Source organism: Corynebacterium sp. LaCa_23, assembly GCF_058182375.1.
Genome location: NZ_CP190825.1, coordinates 841,820 through 857,781 on the forward strand (window position 1 = coordinate 841,820; position 15,962 = coordinate 857,781).

Here is a 15,962-nt window from a genome sequence, read left to right on the forward strand (position 1 = left end):
TTTAGACCGCGAGAAGCGCCATTACCCAAAGTAGAGAGCACGGCGTGGCGCGGGAAATTGGCAATGTTTTGGCGGATAGATGGTGAAAGAAGAAAGTCTAATCCTGTTGGCTGTCAAAAAGCTGATTCAGCACTGTCAGCACCCCATACTCGGTATTGGGCGGGGCGATGGTATCGGCAATCGCCTTGAGCTTAGGATGCGCATTGTCCATGGCAATGGCGGTTCCGGCGGCTTGGAGGAGTTCGAAATCGTTGAGGAAGTCTCCAAAAGCCGCGGTGCGGGATTGGGAGATATCCAGCAGCGACGCCATGGTTTCTAGCGCCACGCCCTTATTTACCCCGGCCGCCATGACATCGAGCCACACCGCCCCAGATACCGCGATATTGTGCTCAGGCACGGCCTCGCGCAGCGGATCGTGGAGGTGCCTTTCGCTGCCATCGGCGCAGAAGGCGGCGATCTTGATGATCTCCTCATCGAGCAGATCATGGAGATCATCTACCCAGCTGATGGATTTATAGTACTTGGAGATCTCGGTGGAGGCTTGGCTGTCGATGCCCCTTTCCACAAACGCCGTAGCTGGCGTACACAGCACCACGGTGTGGGGTTGGGACACCGCGTCGAGCGCCGCTACCGCAGCGCGGACGGCCGATGACGGCAGGGGAGTGGTGCTCAGCAGCTCGTTATTGTGCACGACCACGGAGCCATTTTCTGCAATAAAGGTCTCCTCATGAGGAAACATCTGTTGCAGGGTGGCGAGCTGGCGCCCAGATGCCGGAACGAGGGTGACGCCGAGCTCGGTTGCGCGTTGGCTGGTCGCCGCGAATCCTGGCGGCAAGTCGCCGTTTCCATCGAGCAGGGTGCCGTCCATGTCTAGGGCGATAAGCTGTGGAAGCAAAATTAAGACCTATCTGTGAAGTCGCAAACGGTAGCTAGGTGCATGAGTTGTGTGTCACAATAGAGGATATGACTAATGATGCACCTATCGTGTCCTCAATCCGCAACCATACCGGAGTCATTGAGCTCAACCGCCCAAAGGCTCTCAACTCTCTCAGCCCAGAAATGATCGATCTCATCGCCGCTGCCTTGGATAAGTGGCGGGGTGATGACGAGGTAGAGCAGGTCCTTTTGACCTCTACCAATCCTAAGGCCTATTGCGCGGGTGGCGATGTCCGTATGGCTCGCGATGGCATCGTCGACGGCAAGTACGACGAGGTCGATGACTTCTTCGCCTCGGAGTACACCCTCAACGGGGATATTGCGGAATACCCTAAGCCGGTCATCGCGCTGGTGGATGGCATCGCTATGGGTGGCGGGCTTGGCGTATCCGCGCACGGCTCGCACTGCGTGGTCACGGACAAGACCTTCGCCTCCATGCCGGAGATGAATATTGGCTATGTCACGGATGTGGGCATGGCCTATGCCTCCCAAAACGCGGTGGGCACGCGCGGTAAGGCCTCGCCAGAGCTCGCAAAGTTCTGGGGTATTACCGGCTACCGCATGTACGCCGCAGACCTCGTGTGGAGCGGGCTGGCCACTGACTACGTAAAAGACGGCGATGCGTTTGCCAGCGACGTCATTGATAAGGGCATTGATGCCGCGCTGGAACAGCACTCCGTGCAGCCAGAAGATGAGGCCCCGCTTGCAGAGCTCATCGAGGGGATCGAGGCCAGCTTCCGCCACGATTCCTGGCAGGACATCACCGCGGCCGCTAAGGAATACCCGGAGCTGAAGGAGCTGGTGGATAAGCTCACCGCGCAGGCCTGCCCGACCTCCATCGTGGCCGCGCTGGAGCTCTACCGGGCAGAGGCGCAGTGCTCGAGCATTCGCGATGCCCTCGAGCTGGAAAAGAAACTGGGCGCTTATATGTATCGCCGCGATGACTTTTCCGATGGCGTGCGCGCGGTATTGGTAGATAAATCCAATGACGCGGCCTTTAACCCCGCAAGCGTCGCGGAGGTGGATGTAGACGCCATCCGCGGCGTATTAGCTAAAGGTTAATCCCGCGAAAGGAGGCGTAGGCCGATCGAGCCTGCGCCTCATTGATCTCTCGGGGTGGGGTAGCCGCCAGCGTTGCTTCCGTGGCCGCGGACGTGGGCTGGGGCAAATGCAGCGCTTCGGAATCGAGGAGGACGAGGCCGACGCGGCCATCGGCAAGCGTGGTGCCCACCAGCGTCCACATGCCCAGGATGGGCAGGGCCAGCTGCGGTACCTGCCGGGTACGCGCGTAGTCCAAGGGTAGCGCGGGCCGGATTAGCGCCGGTACCTGGTGATCGATGCCGAAGCGGTACAGGTTCGCGGCAGCCTGCGCGGCTGCGGTGTCCTTGACCGCGGGATCGGCCCACGCCCACAGGAATCGTTCCTCCGAAATGGTGGCGATGAGTACCGCCGTGGCCTCGGCCTTGCCGCCAGAGTAGCGAATCTCCGCCGTGGCCGCGTCCGCGTTGAGGTGCACCGTGGCCTCCGGGAAATTGCCCTGGAAATACAGCTGGTGCTCCATGCCGTAATAGAAAGCATCCTCGATAATGCGGGTATCCTTCATGCCCGGCTCGATGGCGGTGATCTGCGGCGCGCCCACTGCGCTAGAAAAATGCAGCGTCGTTCCATCGGAATAATGCTCGGCAGACTCCGCAGCGGAGTCCGCGCCAGTCTCTGCGAGCGTAATGCCCAAGTGGTGGGCGAGTTCGTGCACCGCGCGCTGCTCATCAGTATCTGGCGCGCTACGGCGAATGCCTGCTGCAATGCTGATGGGAAAGTCGAGGCGCGGATGGAAATCCACGGCGATGATCGCCTCATGATCGCCTTGCCGTGCCCGCAGCACCGGGGCATTGCCGGCCAGGAGGCGGGCGAGGGGGATAAACTTCGCCGGATCATCCCCGCCCTGCGGCAGGTCAGCCTCCGCCTGCATCGCCCACCGCCAGGCCGGCGAGCCGGCGCGATCGATGACGGCGATGCGTGTGCCCCGGAAGTCTTTGACGCTGGAGGACGAGCTGCAGCGGATTTCCACGGGCTGATTGCGGGTGAGGTGGCCCTCGGCATCCGTTGAGGGGGTGAGGAAATTAAATTCCACATCGGTGGTATCGCCCAAGCGGGCCCGGAAGGCGGCGTCAAGGCCCGCCTGAATAAAGCAGGCATCGCGGGTGGCCTGGGCAAGCGAATTCGAAGTATCCATAATTACCTACGAGGATACTGAAACCTCATACGAGGCCGCGCAGGGTGGCAAAGGCGTGGTGGACCAACTCGTCGCGTTCCTGCTTGCTAGGGGGCTTGCCGCCTTCGCAGCGCCTTTTCAGCTCTTGCTGGCAGGCATTGCTGGTGCTGCCGCACGCGTTCAAAATGACGGTGAGCTCGAAGGTCGAATATTCGGGGTAGCGCTCTTGAAAAGCAGCGATGATCCTTTGGGTGACGCTATCGAATTTCTTCTTTTCCTCGGCGGTGTGGCTGAGGTTTTCCATCGCTTCGCCGATTTTGAACAGGCTGTGCAGCGAGCGCAGCTCCATGTATTCGTTGTCGAGGGCATCAATGAGCGTTAATTCCAAGACCGAAGAGATGGGCTCGCCGGGAAATGCGGTGGGAATGTCTTCTGCGAATGCCTCGAGGACATCCGCGGTGTAGTGCAAGAGGGAATCCGCCACCGAAGAAAAATAATTGTGGAACGTGCGCGGGGAGACCCCGACGGCGCTGGTGATACCTGAGACCGTGACTGCCTCAGCGCCGCCGTCCAAGGCGAGGCGGGCCGCGGCATCAGACATGGCCTGGCGCGTTGCTCGCTTCTTGGATTCGCGCAAACTAGTCACGATGAACCTTTCCTACCTTGTTGTGTTGAAAGTCTAGGAGCGCCTCGCGCTCCTTGTGCAGGGCTTCGCCCTCGATATCCATATTAGGCACGATCTTATTCAACCACTTGGGCAACCACCACGCCTTGTCTCCTAGAAGGAACATGGTGGCGGGGATGACCATCATGCGGATAACGAAGGCATCGATAAGCACGCCCATAGCCAGGGCAAAGCCCATGGTCTTGATGAATGGCTCGTCCATCAAGATGAAGGCTGCGAAGACCGAAATCATGATGAGCGCTGCGGCCGTGACCACACGTGCGCCGTGCTTAAAGCCATTCGAGGTTGCGTTGGCGGCGGTCTTACCGCTGACGTAGCCCTCGCGCATGCGGGTGACCAAGAAGACCTGGTAGTCCATGGCCAGGCCAAAGGTCAGGCCGATGAGCATGATGGGCAGGAAGGATAGAAGCGGCTGCGGGTCGTTGACGAGGCCGAACTTGCCCTCTTGCCAGATGCCAACGGTAATGCCGAAGGTGGCGGCCACGGACAGCCCGTAGCCCGCGGCGGCAATGAGCGGGACCCAAATGGAGCGGAAGACCAGCATCAAGACGATGAAGGCAAGGCCCAAAACGATGGCCACGTACGGCACGAGCACGCTACTCAGGCGCTCAGAAATATCGTCGAAGATCGGGGTGATGCCGGTAATGCCGTAGGAGCCGCCGTCCTTAGAAAACTCGCCTTGGTACTCGCGCAGGCGTTCCAAGGTCTCGGTGGTTTCCTCATCGGTCGCACCTGTCGTCGGCGTGATCATGATCTGGGCGGCATCGCCGTTATCCGTGGTTTGGACGATTTGGGCGTTGTCTGCGCCTTCGGTGTCATTGAACTTGTGGAGCAGATCCTGGAGGGCCGGCATGCGGTCTTGTTCGGAGACGTCTTCCACATTCACGAAGGCGATCATCGGGGCATTGCGGCCTGGACCAAAGGCTTCCTCGGACATCTCGTAGGCCTCGCGCTGCGGGGTGCCGGGTTGAGCGGAGCCATCGGTAGGCATGGCCAGGCGCATATTCGCAAACGGGATGGCCAGGATGGCCAGCACGATAACGCCCACGCCCAGGTGCAGCCACGGGTGGGCGCGCACGCGGCGGACCCAGCGCAGACCCATGGTGGGCTTCTCGTCCTCGGGGTCTGGGACCTTGGGGCCAGGCACGCGCCCGGCGAAGATCTTGGTGCCCAGCAGGCCCAGCACGGCGGGGATAAAGGTATTGGCCACAAGCACGGCGATGACCACGGTTCCGGCGGCGGCGATAGCCATGGTGGACAGGAACGGAATGCCGATAATGGTCAGGGCCGCCAGCGCGATGACCACGGTGGTACCGGCAAAGACAACGGAGCCGCCGGCGGTGCCCAGCGCCATGCCCATGGCGTGGGCGCGGGTGCCCTTATCCATCTTCTTCAGTTGCTTAGCCAGTTCCTTTGGCGTCAGGTTATTTAGGCCCGAGGAAGTGATGAGCTCATTGCGGAAGCGGTTGACAATGAAGAGGGCATAGTCGATGCCCACGGCCAGGCCGATCATGGAGGCCAGCGTCGGGGTCATATCGGAGACGGTATCGGTAAAGATGGTGGCCAGCTGCACGCCGAGGATGCCAATGCCCACGCCGATGACGGCGGAAATCAGCGGCATGCCGGCAGCTACGAAGGAGCCGAAGGTCACCAGCAGCACGATGGCGGCGACCACCATGCCGATGAGTTCGGCGCTGCCATTCATGCCGGCATCGGCCATCGCGAAGGCATTGCCCTGGTACTTAACGGAAAGGCCTTCGCCGTCGTGCTGGTGCAGGACATCCGTGACCGCAGCCATATCGTCATCATTGATGTCCATGACATCAGCGGCATCGAAGGCGATGGTGACGGAGCCGGTGGTCTTGTCCTCGCTGAGCGGAGACAGTTGCTGCAGGTTCTTCGCAACCTGCTCTTCGGGCATGCCCTGTGCCCGCATCTGCTCGCCCATCTGCTTTTCCATGCCGGCGGCGGCGAGGACCGGGCTGACCAACTCATCCTCATTCTTTAGCGCACCGGTGTCTTTGAGGTCTTGGAGCAGCTTGTCGATGCCCCCGGCAACAGCGTCATCGCTTAGCTCCTTGCCCGCAGGGGCTTGGATGACCACGGTGCCCTCCGGGGCGCTCATGGCATCGGTATCTTGATCGAAGTGCTCCATCATCTCTTCTTGAGTGGTGGTGGAGTCCATCTCCGGCATGGCGAAGTTGGGGTTCGGGGTTTTGGCAAAGCCGGCGGTGAGGCCAACCATCGCCACTAAGACGATGAGCCAGAAGGCGAGGAAGGGCCATACCGTGCGGTAGGACCAGCTTCCCAGCCGGTAGAGGAATTTGGACATGGGCGAGCTCCTTTATGAGTGAGAGAGGTGGGCGCTGCTTCTAAAATCGTGCATAGTCTATGCAATCCTGCACATGTGGTGCAAAATAAGGTGCAGGTGGGCATAGTAGCTCTTTAATGTGACCTATAACCCACGCGCGGCCAGAAAGCACAGGGCGGCGGGAAGGATAGGTAGACTATCGCGCATGATTCACGCGGTAAGTTTCGCCCTCTTGGATTCGGTCAATGCCTTGCTCATTGGCATCCTTGTAGCCATCGGCATCATGCTCCCGCGCGGGAAGTACCGCTGGATCGCAGGCCTGGTCATCCTGGGCGACTGGCTGGGCGTTCTCGCCGCTGCGGCCGTGGTGATGTTCGTCCTTTTGGGCGTGCGCGAACAGATCGCGGCCATCTTGGAGTCACCGATTGCCGGCGGCATCCTCATTATCGTCGGCATCGCACTGGCCTTTGGCGCCTGGCACTCCCAAGGCAAACCCAATGCCTTGATCGGGCGCATGCTGCAGCCGCTGCGCACGCCTTCCATCACCACCGTGCTGATCGGCTTCGTGATGGGCGTGGTCCAATCGCTGACCTCCGTGCCGTTTTATTTCGGCCTCATGTTCTTGGCCACCCAGGATCTATCGCTCGCCGCCCAATACGGCGGCCTCTTGTGGTACGCCACCCTGGCGCTGTCCCTGCCGGTGATCTGCGGGCTTTTCATCGCCGTGGTGCGCGCCCACCCAGACTCAGCTGCGGGGCGAGTCTTTGCGGCGGCGCGCGAAAACAGCACGCGGGTCACGCTCATCGGCGGCTATATCGTCGCCGTCTTCCTCATCATCATGGGTGTCGTGAACCTATAGGGATGCGCTAGTCAAAGTAGACATCATCAAGTGCGAGCTCAGCGGCAGACTGCTGCTGAGCAAGGTCCACATAACGCGCGGCGTGTGGGATAAACGCCGCGGACTGCTCGGCGAAAAGCTCGCGGCGCACGGTGGCTGGGACGCCGGCGGCCAAAGAGCGCGCCGGGATTTCCGCGCCCTCGCGCACCAGCGCGCCGGCGGCGATGAGCGAACCGGGCCCGATGGTGGAGCGAGATAGCAGGGTAGCGGACATGCCCACTAGGCTGCCGGCACCCACGTGGGTGCCGTGGAGCATGGCCATGTGGCCTACCGTGACATCGTCTTCAAGGATGCACGGTGCCTCCCGTTCCACGTGGATAACGCTATTGTCCTGAATATTGCACCGGCGGCCAATGCGGATGGGGCCAACATCGCCGCGCAGCACGCATCCATAAAAGACGGAAGAATCCGGGCCGATTTCCACATCACCAATGATGGTGGCATTCGGCGCGATCCACGCGCTGCGGTGGATGCGCGGGCGTTTTCCTTGGAAGGGGTAGATAGGCATTATTCCACCACCACCGCGAGGCTGGGGGATAGCTCGTACTCGCTGGAAGTGGGGGCATCGGCAAGCGGAGTACCCGCAAGCTCTGCCTGGGAAAGCGCGCTCGCCAGTGAGGGCGTGATGGGGATAATCCAGCCGTGCTTGGGATCTTTGACCGGCAGCACATCCTTCTTTACGGCGGGGAAATGCGCCGTGGTGGTGGGGGAGATGAGGGTTGCGGACTCGCGCGAGGCGGCGCGCTCAGCAAGGGCCCGGGCGCCCTGCTGGCCGGTGATAATGATGATGAGCTGGCCGGCGGTCCTAATATCCAGCCGGTCCACCTGCATGGTGGTCGCCGCGGAATCGGGCCGCGCCAACTGCGGCGCCCCATTCCCGGTGAGCTTGGCAAGAGCATCCAATAATCCCATAGCGTTCAAGTCTAGCCGCGCAGTCAGGTAGCGGGTTGACCGCCGTAACATCGCCGCGCGTACTATGGGAGACCATGATTGATGCCAGCAACACCGCCCTAGTGATCGAAGGCGGCGGAATGCGCAATTCCTATACCGCCGCCTGCATAGTCAAACTCATCCAAGAAAACGTCACCTTTGGATGGGTAGGCGGTGTCTCTGCTGGCGCCTCCCACACGGTCAATTACCTGTCACACGATGCCAAGCGCGCGGAAGAATCCTTCACGGATTTTGTCAATAACCCCAGCTTCGGTGGCGTGGGATCGCTGGTGCGCGGCAATGGCTATTTCAATGCGGAATATATTTATGAGCGCTCCGCGGATAAAGATATGCCCTTTGACTGGGATGCGTACCGTAAGCACCCAGCGGATATGGTGCTCGCCGCCGCGCGGGCCGATACCGGCGAATCCGTGTATTGGACCCGCGATGATGTGACAGAACCGGAAGATCTGTATGTGCGGGTGCGCGCCTCGTCCACGCTGCCGCTACTCATGCCGATTCGCATCATCGATGGCTCGCCCTATGTGGACGGCGCCCTGGGCTCGTCCGGCGGCATTACCATCGAGCAGGCTGAAGAAGCCGGCTATGAGAAATTCCTGTTCATCGGCTCCAAGCCGCGCGGGTACGTCCGCCCCGAGGTGGCGCGCCCGGCGATTACCCGCCGCATCTTCCGTAAATACCCCGCTATTGCCGATGCCCTCATTGGTCGCCCACCCATCTATAACGCGGCCAAGGACCGTCTCCTCGAGCTAGAGCGCCAGGGCAAGGCGCAGCTGTTTTTCCCAGAAGATATGCAGGTGGCCTCCACCGAGCGCAACGTGGATAAGCTGCGCGCGAATTACCAGGCTGGCAAGGCACAAACCCACGCCGAGTGGCCAAAGTGGAAGGAATTCCTGCTGGACTAGCTCACCTCTGCATGGTGGTGTGAGATCGCCCTCCTGATTCTTTGTGGCAGCAGGAGGGATAATCGCGTGCGCTGCACTAATGGTGGTATTCGGTGCACGGTGCCAAGCATTTTCAGCTAGCTAAATCGCGCCAAGCTCCTAAGATTGCACAGCGTGTTAGCGATTTTTGATGGCAATATTTGGCTGAGCATTTTCTTCATGATCGTGCTCGGCACGCTATTTGGCATGATTCCCTTTGGCCCGCTGCGCTTCGGCGCGGCGGGTACCCTTTTTGTCGCCTTAGCCTTCGGATCCTTTATTGAGCTAGATGACAATATCCTCAGTTCCTTGCAGGAGCTGGGCTTGGGACTCTTTATCTATATGCAAGGCCTGTCTGCCGGCGAGGCCTTCTTCAAGGGCTTTTCCACCCAGCTAAAACACATGCTGCTCGCCACTGTGGCGGTAATAGCCGCGGCGGCCGCGGCGCTGGGCATCGGCAGCCTCATGGGGTTATCGCCGCTGGCGGTGACCGGCGTATTCTCCGGTGCAACGACGTCCACGGCGTCGCTTGCCGTGGCCCAGCAGCAATCCGGCGAGGAGCTGCCCGCCGTGGGATACTCCTTGGCCTATCCGGTCGGCGTGGCCGTGGCCATCCTCCTTGTGGCATTCGTCCTGCGGCATAGCTGGCCAGCGCAGAAGGACCAAGACCACTCGGCGGAAAAGATTTTCCGCTCGCGAACGATTAAGGTCACCCGCGATATTTCCTATGCTGAGCTGCGCGAGAAATTCGCGGATCATTTCATCATCGCCACCATCCGCCGCGGCCGTGACATCGACGTGCCGGGCGATAACCCGGAGCTGCACCGCGGTGATGTCTTGCGCGTGTTGGTGACCAAGGCAAAGGCCAAGGAGCTTACCGATGCCCTGGGAAAGCGCCAGCCCCAAACCCCGTTTGTGGATAAGCGTCTGGTCAATGAGACCGTGGCCATTTCCAATGAGGATATCGAGGGCCGCAAGGTCAAGGAGCTCAACCTCTTTTCGCGCTACGGCGCGCGGATTGTGCGGGTGCGCCGCGGCGATGAGGAATTCCTTGCCACCAATGAAACCCACTTGGAATCTGGTGATGACCTAGAAATCGTGGTCAAGCATGACCGCCTGGGTGATGTTCGCGATTACTTTGGCGATTCCGTGACCGCATACTCGCAGCTTAACTGGGTAGCACTCGGCGGTGGGCTGACCATCGGCTACCTTATTTCGCTTATCGTGGTTCCGCTGCCCGGTGGCGCGTCCTTCGAGCTCGGGTTCGCGCTGGGCCCACTGATCACCGGACTGGTCCTCGGTGCCTTGCACCGCACCAGCCGCATTCCGTGGCAGATTCCCTCCCCGATCAATACGGCATTCCAGCAGTGGGGCCTTGCCATCTTCTTGGCCTCGGTGGGCCTGTCCTCCGGAGAGGCCTTTGTCTCCACCGCCTTTTCCTGGATGGGCCTGAAATCCATGGTGCTGGCCGCGATCATCGCCGTTATCATCATCGGGATTTTCGCGGCGGCCAGTCGGTTTATGGGGCAATCCGAAACCCGCACCTCAGGCGGCATTTCCGGGCTTTTTGGCCAGCCCGCGGTGGTCAATTACGCCACGGGCGCCAGCTCGGATTCGCGCATCCTTACCGGCTATACCTCCACCATTGTGGTGGCGCAGTTCATGAAGATCGTGGTCATCCCGGTCATGCTGCTCTGACGGGGGGCAGCCGCTCGATTAATCCGCGACCAAGGTCTCCATGGTGAGCTCTGGGTGTTCCTTTTCAATGAAGGCGAGCTTCCACTTATCGCCAAAGAGGGCAATGAGCTCGCCATCTTGGCGAGTGAAGATCTCTACGCCGCGCTGGCGGCCGAGTTCCGGTGCAGATTTGGCATCGGTGCGACGCGCCACGGAGTAGGGGATGGGCTCGGTGACGGTTTCGACGTTGTACTCGAATTCCATGCGGGCCTGCATGACCTCGAACTGCATGGGGCCGACCGCAGCCATGACCGGGGAGGCATCGCCGCGCGCATCGTTGCGCAGGATCTGCACCACGCCCTCGGCCGAGAGCTGCTCCAAGCCCTTGCGGAAGGCCTTATACTTGCCCAGCGACTTCGCCCGCAGGATGCGGAAGGCCTCCGGGGCGAATTGGGGCATGGGCTTGAACTGGACCTTTTTGCCGGAGTAGATGGTGTCGCCCGGTGCCAGCGCGCCCGCGTTGACGAGGCCCACGATATCGCCAGGGTAAGCGGTATCCACGGTATCGCGGGTGCGGCCAAAGACCGTCAGCGCATACTTGGTGGAAAAGCTGCGGCCGGATTGGGCGTGGTTGACCTGCATGCCGCGTTCGAATTCGCCGGAGACCACGCGCATAAACGCCAGGTTATCGCGGTGCTTTTGGTCCATGCCCGCCTGCACCTTGAAAACGACGCCGGAAAAGTCATCGGCTACCTCGCGCACCTCATCGATGGCGCTGGTGGCCGCCTCCACGGCCTTGGGATCGGATTCGCGGGAGTGCGGGGCTGGGGCGATGGCGCACAAGGTATCCAGGATCTGGTGGACGCCGAAGTTCAGCATGGCCGAGGCGAAGATGAGCGGGGAGGTCACGCACTGTTCAAAGAGCTCTTGATCGTGCAGGGCGCCATCGGCGGCAAGGAGCTCGGCTTCTTCCACCGCGGTCTCCCACACATCCTCTTCCTTTTCTTCTGCGGCCGCCGGATCGTAGTGCTCCTCCGGTGCGATGGTGGAACCACCGGCGGTGCGGATGAAGTGGATGTAATTATCGGCCTCGCCGTCATCATTGATGTGAGCTAGGCCGCGGAAATCGCCCGCGATGCCCACCGGCCAGTAGAGAGGGGTGGGCTGCAGCTGGATTTCGTTCACAATCTCATCGACGAGCTCGAGTGGCTCGCGGCCCACGCGGTCCCACTTGTTGATCACCGTGACGATGGGCAGGCCGCGCGCCTTACAGACGCGGAAGAGCTTGAGGGTCTGCGGCTCGAGGCCCTTGGCGGCATCGATAAGCATCACTGCGGCATCCACGGCGGTAAGCACGCGGTAGGTATCCTCCGAAAAGTCCGCGTGACCTGGGGTATCGACCAGGTTGATCATATAAGGCTCGCCCTCGTGTCCCTCCGGGGCGTATTCAAACTGCAGCGCAGACGAAGCCACGGAGATACCGCGGTTTTTCTCCATATCCATCCAGTCAGACACGGTGGACTTGCGGTTGCCCTTGCCGTGGACCGCGCCGGCCTCATTAATCACGTGCGCATGCAGCGCCAGCGCCTCCGTCAGCGTGGACTTACCGGCATCCGGGTGGGCGATAACGGCGAACGTGCGGCGGCGCGAGGCCTCAAAAGCGACAGAACTCATGCGCCATAGTCTAATGCTTGAGCGCTACCACTCCACATTGAGGCGGCGGCCCAGATCCTCAAAGACGCGGTGGGCCACGGAGGTATTCTTCGCAATCGGGCGCTGCACGCCCAGCGTGCGCCTATTATTGTAATACTCCCCGGACTGGAAATGGATGCCCTCGGTGCCGGTAAGGAAGTAGGCCAAGTTCTCGCCGCCGGCCTCTGCGGTGCCAAAGGCCTTGCCGATGACCCCGGAGTACAACTTGCCCGTAAGCCCCGTGGAGGACTTGCCAAACTCGGTAGCTAAAACGCCCGGGTGAAAGGACACCGCGTTGATGCCGTGGGCATCGATAAAGCGGGCGAGCAAGATATCCGCCAGCTTGGCATTGCCGTAGGCGCGCTCTGGGCTGAAATGCTCCAGCGTATTGGGATCTGCCGGATCGAAATTCGACATCACCATATTGGCCAACGACGCCGTGTTGACCACGGTGGCGTTACTCTCGCGCAGCTTGTCTTGTAGCAGGGACGTCAACAGGAACGGCGCGACCACGTTGACCTGCCACGTGCACTCGAATCCATCGGCGGTCATGGTGGGTCCATCGAAAATACCGCCGGCATTATTGCCCAAGGCATCGATGCGCTCTAGCTGCTGCAGGTCATCGGCCAGCTGGCGGACCTGAGCCAGTGACTCGAAATCGGCGAGGAAATACTGCCCGCCTACCTCTTGAGCAACGGCCTTAGTCTTGTCCGGATTGCGGCCAATGATGACGGGGTTATCCTGCGGGCGGGTGCGGTGAATCTGCCGGGCGGCCGCGGCACCAATGCCTGACGAAGCCCCGGTAATCACGATTGTCCTAGCTGCTGAGTACGGCGAAGTCATGGGCCTGATTCTAGCCACGGCCGTGACATCCGTCCGCGATATCCTTCCGTGATATTTATCCGCGGCATCCCGCCGTGCAGTTCCGCTTGGGTCTGGACAGGTCTATACTTCCGGCTTGTGAAGCGCCTGCTTTTTCTGCGGCAGTGGGGACCAGCGCGGCTAACCGCCACCGGGTTTCTACTGCTCATCCTGATAGGAACGGTATTGTTATTGCTGCCGTTCGCCGAGGCCGGAGATTCCCGCGCCTCGTTTTTATCCGCCCTTTTCACCGCGACCTCCGCGGTCTCATTGACCGGGCTGGTTGTGGTCGATACCGGTAGCTTTTGGAGCCCAGCGGGGCAAGTGGTCATCTTGGCCCTTATACAACTGGGCGGTTTGGGCATTATGTCGCTGGCCTCGTTATCCGGCCTGCTCTTGACCGGCCGGATTAGTTTTAAGGCCCGCAAGACCGGCGCCTATGAAAACCGGCCCATCCTCGCCGGTGGCATTCGCCGCACCCTGATTTTCACCTTCGCCTTTACCGCGGTGGTAGAAAGCATTATCGCCACGGCGGTCACCGCGCGGCTTATGGTGGGCTACGGGCATTCTTTCCCACAGGCGTTATGGGAGGGCATCTTCCACGCCATTTCGGCCTTTAATAACGCTGGGTTTAGCACCAATAGCGATAACCTCGTGCCCTTTGTCGGCGATGCCTGGATCCTCTTGCCGCTGGCCGGGGCGGTCATCGGCGGCGGGCTGGGTTTTCCAGTCTGGGCGGAATTGGTGCGCCACGTGCGTCGCGGTTCAGAGGCGACGCGTCGCATCTCAATTACGGCCCGCATGACCCTGGCGGCCACCGGCGTACTGCTCGTAGCTGGCACGATATTTTTTGCCCTTACGGAGTGGAATGGCGTGCTGGCGCCGATGTCGTGGGGCGAGAAAATCCTCAACGCGTTCTTTGCCAGCGTCTCCCCGCGCACGGCCGGATTTAATACCTTCGACTACGGTGAGGTTCACCCGGTAACGCTCATGGGCACCGATACCTTGATGTTCATCGGCGGCGGCTCGGCCGGTACCGCCGGCGGCATCAAGGTCACCACCGCGTGCGTGCTATTGGCCGCCATGGCCGCGGAGTTCTTGGGCAAGGAAAAGACCTCCATCTACCACCGCAGCCTTCCCCATAGTGTGACCCGACAGGCGCTAGCATTGAGCTTTGCCGGCGTGCTGGTGGTGACCCTCGGCGTGGCGGCGCTGCGCTTTTTCGACCCGCAATTTTCCGGCGATCAGGTCTCTTTCGAGGTCATGTCCGCCTTTGCCACCGTGGGCCTATCCACCGGGATTACCGCCAGTTTGTCCGCGCCCTCACAAATCGTGCTGTGCTTCATCATGTACCTGGGCCGCGTTGGCCCAACCACCCTGGTAGCAGCGTTGTCGGCCAAGAACCTCGGCCGCCGTTACAGCTACCCCGACGAAAGGCCCTTCATTGGCTAGCATTTTTAAGGCGTTGGGCCGCTCCCGCGCCACCCTCGACATTGCCCCGGTCGTCGTCATTGGCTTGGGGCGGTTTGGCTGCTCCCTGGCAAGCGAGCTCATGGGCCATGGGGTAGAGGTCCTTGGAATCGATTCCGATGAAAAGATCGTGCGCGAACGAGCACCGCACTTAACCGAGGCCATTTCGGCCGATACCACCGATCCGGCGGCGCTCCGCCAACTAGGCATCGACGAGGTGGAGCGGGTCATCGTGGGCATCGGCTCGCACCTGGAGGCGTCCATCCTCACCGTCTCCAACCTGGTGGAGCTGGGGGTCAAAGATATTTGGGCCAAGGCCAATTCGGAGGCCCACGAGCGCATCCTGCGCCAGATTGGCGCCCACCACGTCATCCGCCCGGAGCGCGATACCGGCCGCCGTGTGGCCTACCTCTTGGGCGGGCGCTTCCGCGATTTTGCTGAGATCGCCCCGTATTACGGAGTGACGCAAATGGCCGCGCCCTCTTCGGTTACAGGGCGTCCGCTCGACCTGGGCGAGGTTTGGCGCACCCACCACGTGCAATTGGTCTCAGTCTGCCAGGCGGAGGGCGCTTGGGCCCCGCTTGCCGATGCCACCCAGCTCGCCCCCACCGACTTCATCGTCGCCGCCGGCAGCCCGCAGGCGCTGGAGAAATTTTCCCAGTCCTAGCGCGAGTGAATGCGGTTTTGGGCTTGTATGAGCCCCTGGGTCGCGATGAGTCGGGCGGCTTCGGCGGCGGTGGCGATGGCGGTATCGAAGCCGGGGCCGGCATCGACAGGCGCTAAGACATAGTCCGGAATCGACGAGCCCTTGGGCGGGCGTGCGATGCCAATGCGTACGCGCAGGTAGTCCCGCGTGCCCAGGTTGTGCGTGAGCGACTTCAGCCCGTTGTGCCCATTTTCATTGCCGCCCTGCTTCAGACGAATCTTATTGGCCGGCAGATCGAGCTCATCGTGGATGACGATGATGTGGTCTGCCGCAATGCCCAAAGCCTCCGCCAGCGGGGCAATCGGATCGCCAGAGAGATTCATAAACGTTGTCGTGCGCACCGCCAGCGCGCGGGTATCACCCCAGCGCAGCGGGGCTACTTCGAGGTCCATCCCGCGCACCGGCTCGAACACGTCGCCGCCTTGGGCAAGCACATCATCGACGGCCATATAGCCCACGTTATGGCGCGTGGCGGCGTATTTCGCGCCGGGATTTCCCAGGCCAATGATGAGCCAGTCTGCCTCCAATTCGGCCGGATCCAGCCCCTGCTGCACTGGCGAGGGACCGCAGAAAATCCGGGCAATAAAATCTTTCAAAGCTGCCACGAATGCGCCTTTCTAGCTCGGTACAGTAGTTTTCT

15 protein-coding genes are annotated in these 15,962 nt (G+C 61.1%); 6 read left to right on the plus strand and 9 right to left on the minus strand.

The window, feature by feature from the left end; translation table 11 throughout:
* Positions 1 to 97: 97 nt before the first annotated feature.
* Complete coding sequence (locus ACP8IT_RS04160; protein WP_284636133.1) at positions 98 to 895, minus strand: HAD family hydrolase; 798 nt, start codon at positions 893 to 895, stop codon at positions 98 to 100.
* 68 nt (positions 896 to 963) lie between these two features.
* Here ACP8IT_RS04160 and ACP8IT_RS04165 point away from each other — a divergent pair, with 68 nt between their 5' ends.
* Complete coding sequence (locus tag ACP8IT_RS04165) at positions 964 to 1,998, plus strand: 3-hydroxyisobutyryl-CoA hydrolase (protein ID WP_023028560.1); 1,035 nt, start codon at positions 964 to 966, stop codon at positions 1,996 to 1,998.
* On the opposite strand, the gene ACP8IT_RS04170 is transcribed toward ACP8IT_RS04165, so the two are convergent.
* From ACP8IT_RS04170 to ACP8IT_RS04180, 3 genes are read right to left on the minus strand one after another with little or no spacing between them, the layout of a single operon-like run.
* Positions 1,988 to 3,169 carry a DUF6882 domain-containing protein gene (locus ACP8IT_RS04170; protein ID WP_284640473.1) on the minus strand — a complete coding sequence of 394 codons (1,182 nt, stop codon included), beginning with the start codon at positions 3,167 to 3,169 and terminating at the stop codon, positions 1,988 to 1,990. The genes ACP8IT_RS04165 and ACP8IT_RS04170 overlap by 11 nt on opposite strands.
* A 25-nt stretch (positions 3,170 to 3,194) precedes the next feature.
* Positions 3,195 to 3,794: a TetR/AcrR family transcriptional regulator gene (locus tag ACP8IT_RS04175; RefSeq protein ID WP_490290445.1), complete on the minus strand. Its 600-nt coding sequence runs from the start codon at positions 3,792 to 3,794 to the stop codon at positions 3,195 to 3,197.
* A complete protein-coding gene (locus ACP8IT_RS04180; RefSeq protein WP_490290446.1) occupies positions 3,787 to 6,165 on the minus strand; it encodes an MMPL family transporter in 2,379 nt (792 codons plus the stop codon). The genes ACP8IT_RS04175 and ACP8IT_RS04180 overlap by 8 nt, the downstream gene beginning before the upstream one ends.
* A gap of 184 nt (positions 6,166 to 6,349) precedes the next feature.
* On the opposite strand from ACP8IT_RS04180, the gene ACP8IT_RS04185 reads away from it, so the two are divergent.
* Positions 6,350 to 7,003, plus strand: a complete 654-nt coding sequence (locus ACP8IT_RS04185; protein WP_005279966.1) for a hypothetical protein — start codon at positions 6,350 to 6,352, stop codon at positions 7,001 to 7,003.
* A gap of 7 nt (positions 7,004 to 7,010) precedes the next feature.
* Here the strand turns inward: ACP8IT_RS04185 and ACP8IT_RS04190 are convergent, their stop codons facing one another.
* Positions 7,011 to 7,550: a gamma carbonic anhydrase family protein gene (locus ACP8IT_RS04190; protein WP_005279967.1), complete on the minus strand. Its 540-nt coding sequence runs from the start codon at positions 7,548 to 7,550 to the stop codon at positions 7,011 to 7,013.
* Positions 7,550 to 7,954 carry a hypothetical protein gene (locus tag ACP8IT_RS04195; protein ID WP_035108604.1) on the minus strand — a complete coding sequence of 135 codons (405 nt, stop codon included), beginning with the start codon at positions 7,952 to 7,954 and terminating at the stop codon, positions 7,550 to 7,552. The genes ACP8IT_RS04190 and ACP8IT_RS04195 overlap by 1 nt, the downstream gene beginning before the upstream one ends.
* 74 nt (positions 7,955 to 8,028) lie before the next feature.
* On the opposite strand from ACP8IT_RS04195, the gene ACP8IT_RS04200 reads away from it, so the two are divergent.
* Both ACP8IT_RS04200 and ACP8IT_RS04205 read left to right on the plus strand, forming a co-directional pair.
* Entirely contained in the window at positions 8,029 to 8,898 is an 870-nt protein-coding gene (locus ACP8IT_RS04200; protein WP_490290447.1) for a patatin-like phospholipase family protein, read from the plus strand.
* Between the two features lie 153 nt (positions 8,899 to 9,051).
* Positions 9,052 to 10,614, plus strand: a complete 1,563-nt coding sequence (locus ACP8IT_RS04205) for an aspartate-alanine antiporter-like transporter (protein ID WP_005279970.1) — start codon at positions 9,052 to 9,054, stop codon at positions 10,612 to 10,614.
* An 18-nt stretch (positions 10,615 to 10,632) separates the two neighbouring features.
* Here ACP8IT_RS04205 and ACP8IT_RS04210 read toward each other — a convergent pair whose 3' ends face one another.
* Both ACP8IT_RS04210 and ACP8IT_RS04215 read right to left on the minus strand, forming a co-directional pair.
* A complete protein-coding gene (locus tag ACP8IT_RS04210) occupies positions 10,633 to 12,267 on the minus strand; it encodes a peptide chain release factor 3 (protein WP_490290449.1) in 1,635 nt (544 codons plus the stop codon).
* Positions 12,268 to 12,291: 24 nt separating this feature from the next.
* Positions 12,292 to 13,128 (minus strand): SDR family NAD(P)-dependent oxidoreductase, encoded by an 837-nt coding sequence (locus ACP8IT_RS04215; RefSeq protein ID WP_490290450.1) that lies wholly within the window; start codon positions 13,126 to 13,128, stop codon positions 12,292 to 12,294.
* A gap of 117 nt (positions 13,129 to 13,245) precedes the next feature.
* Between ACP8IT_RS04215 and ACP8IT_RS04220 the strand changes: the two genes are divergently transcribed.
* On the plus strand, positions 13,246 to 14,598 hold the full coding sequence (locus tag ACP8IT_RS04220) for a TrkH family potassium uptake protein (protein ID WP_490290451.1): 1,353 nt from the start codon (positions 13,246 to 13,248) through the stop codon (positions 14,596 to 14,598).
* Positions 14,591 to 15,283: a potassium channel family protein gene (locus ACP8IT_RS04225; protein WP_237800425.1), complete on the plus strand. Its 693-nt coding sequence runs from the start codon at positions 14,591 to 14,593 to the stop codon at positions 15,281 to 15,283. The genes ACP8IT_RS04220 and ACP8IT_RS04225 overlap by 8 nt, the downstream gene beginning before the upstream one ends.
* Here ACP8IT_RS04225 and pth read toward each other — a convergent pair.
* The gene (gene pth, locus ACP8IT_RS04230) at positions 15,280 to 15,927 is read right to left on the minus strand and encodes an aminoacyl-tRNA hydrolase (RefSeq protein WP_490290452.1); all 648 of its coding nucleotides are present in this window, start codon (positions 15,925 to 15,927) and stop codon (positions 15,280 to 15,282) included. The genes ACP8IT_RS04225 and pth overlap by 4 nt on opposite strands.
* Positions 15,928 to 15,962 lie beyond the last annotated feature (35 nt).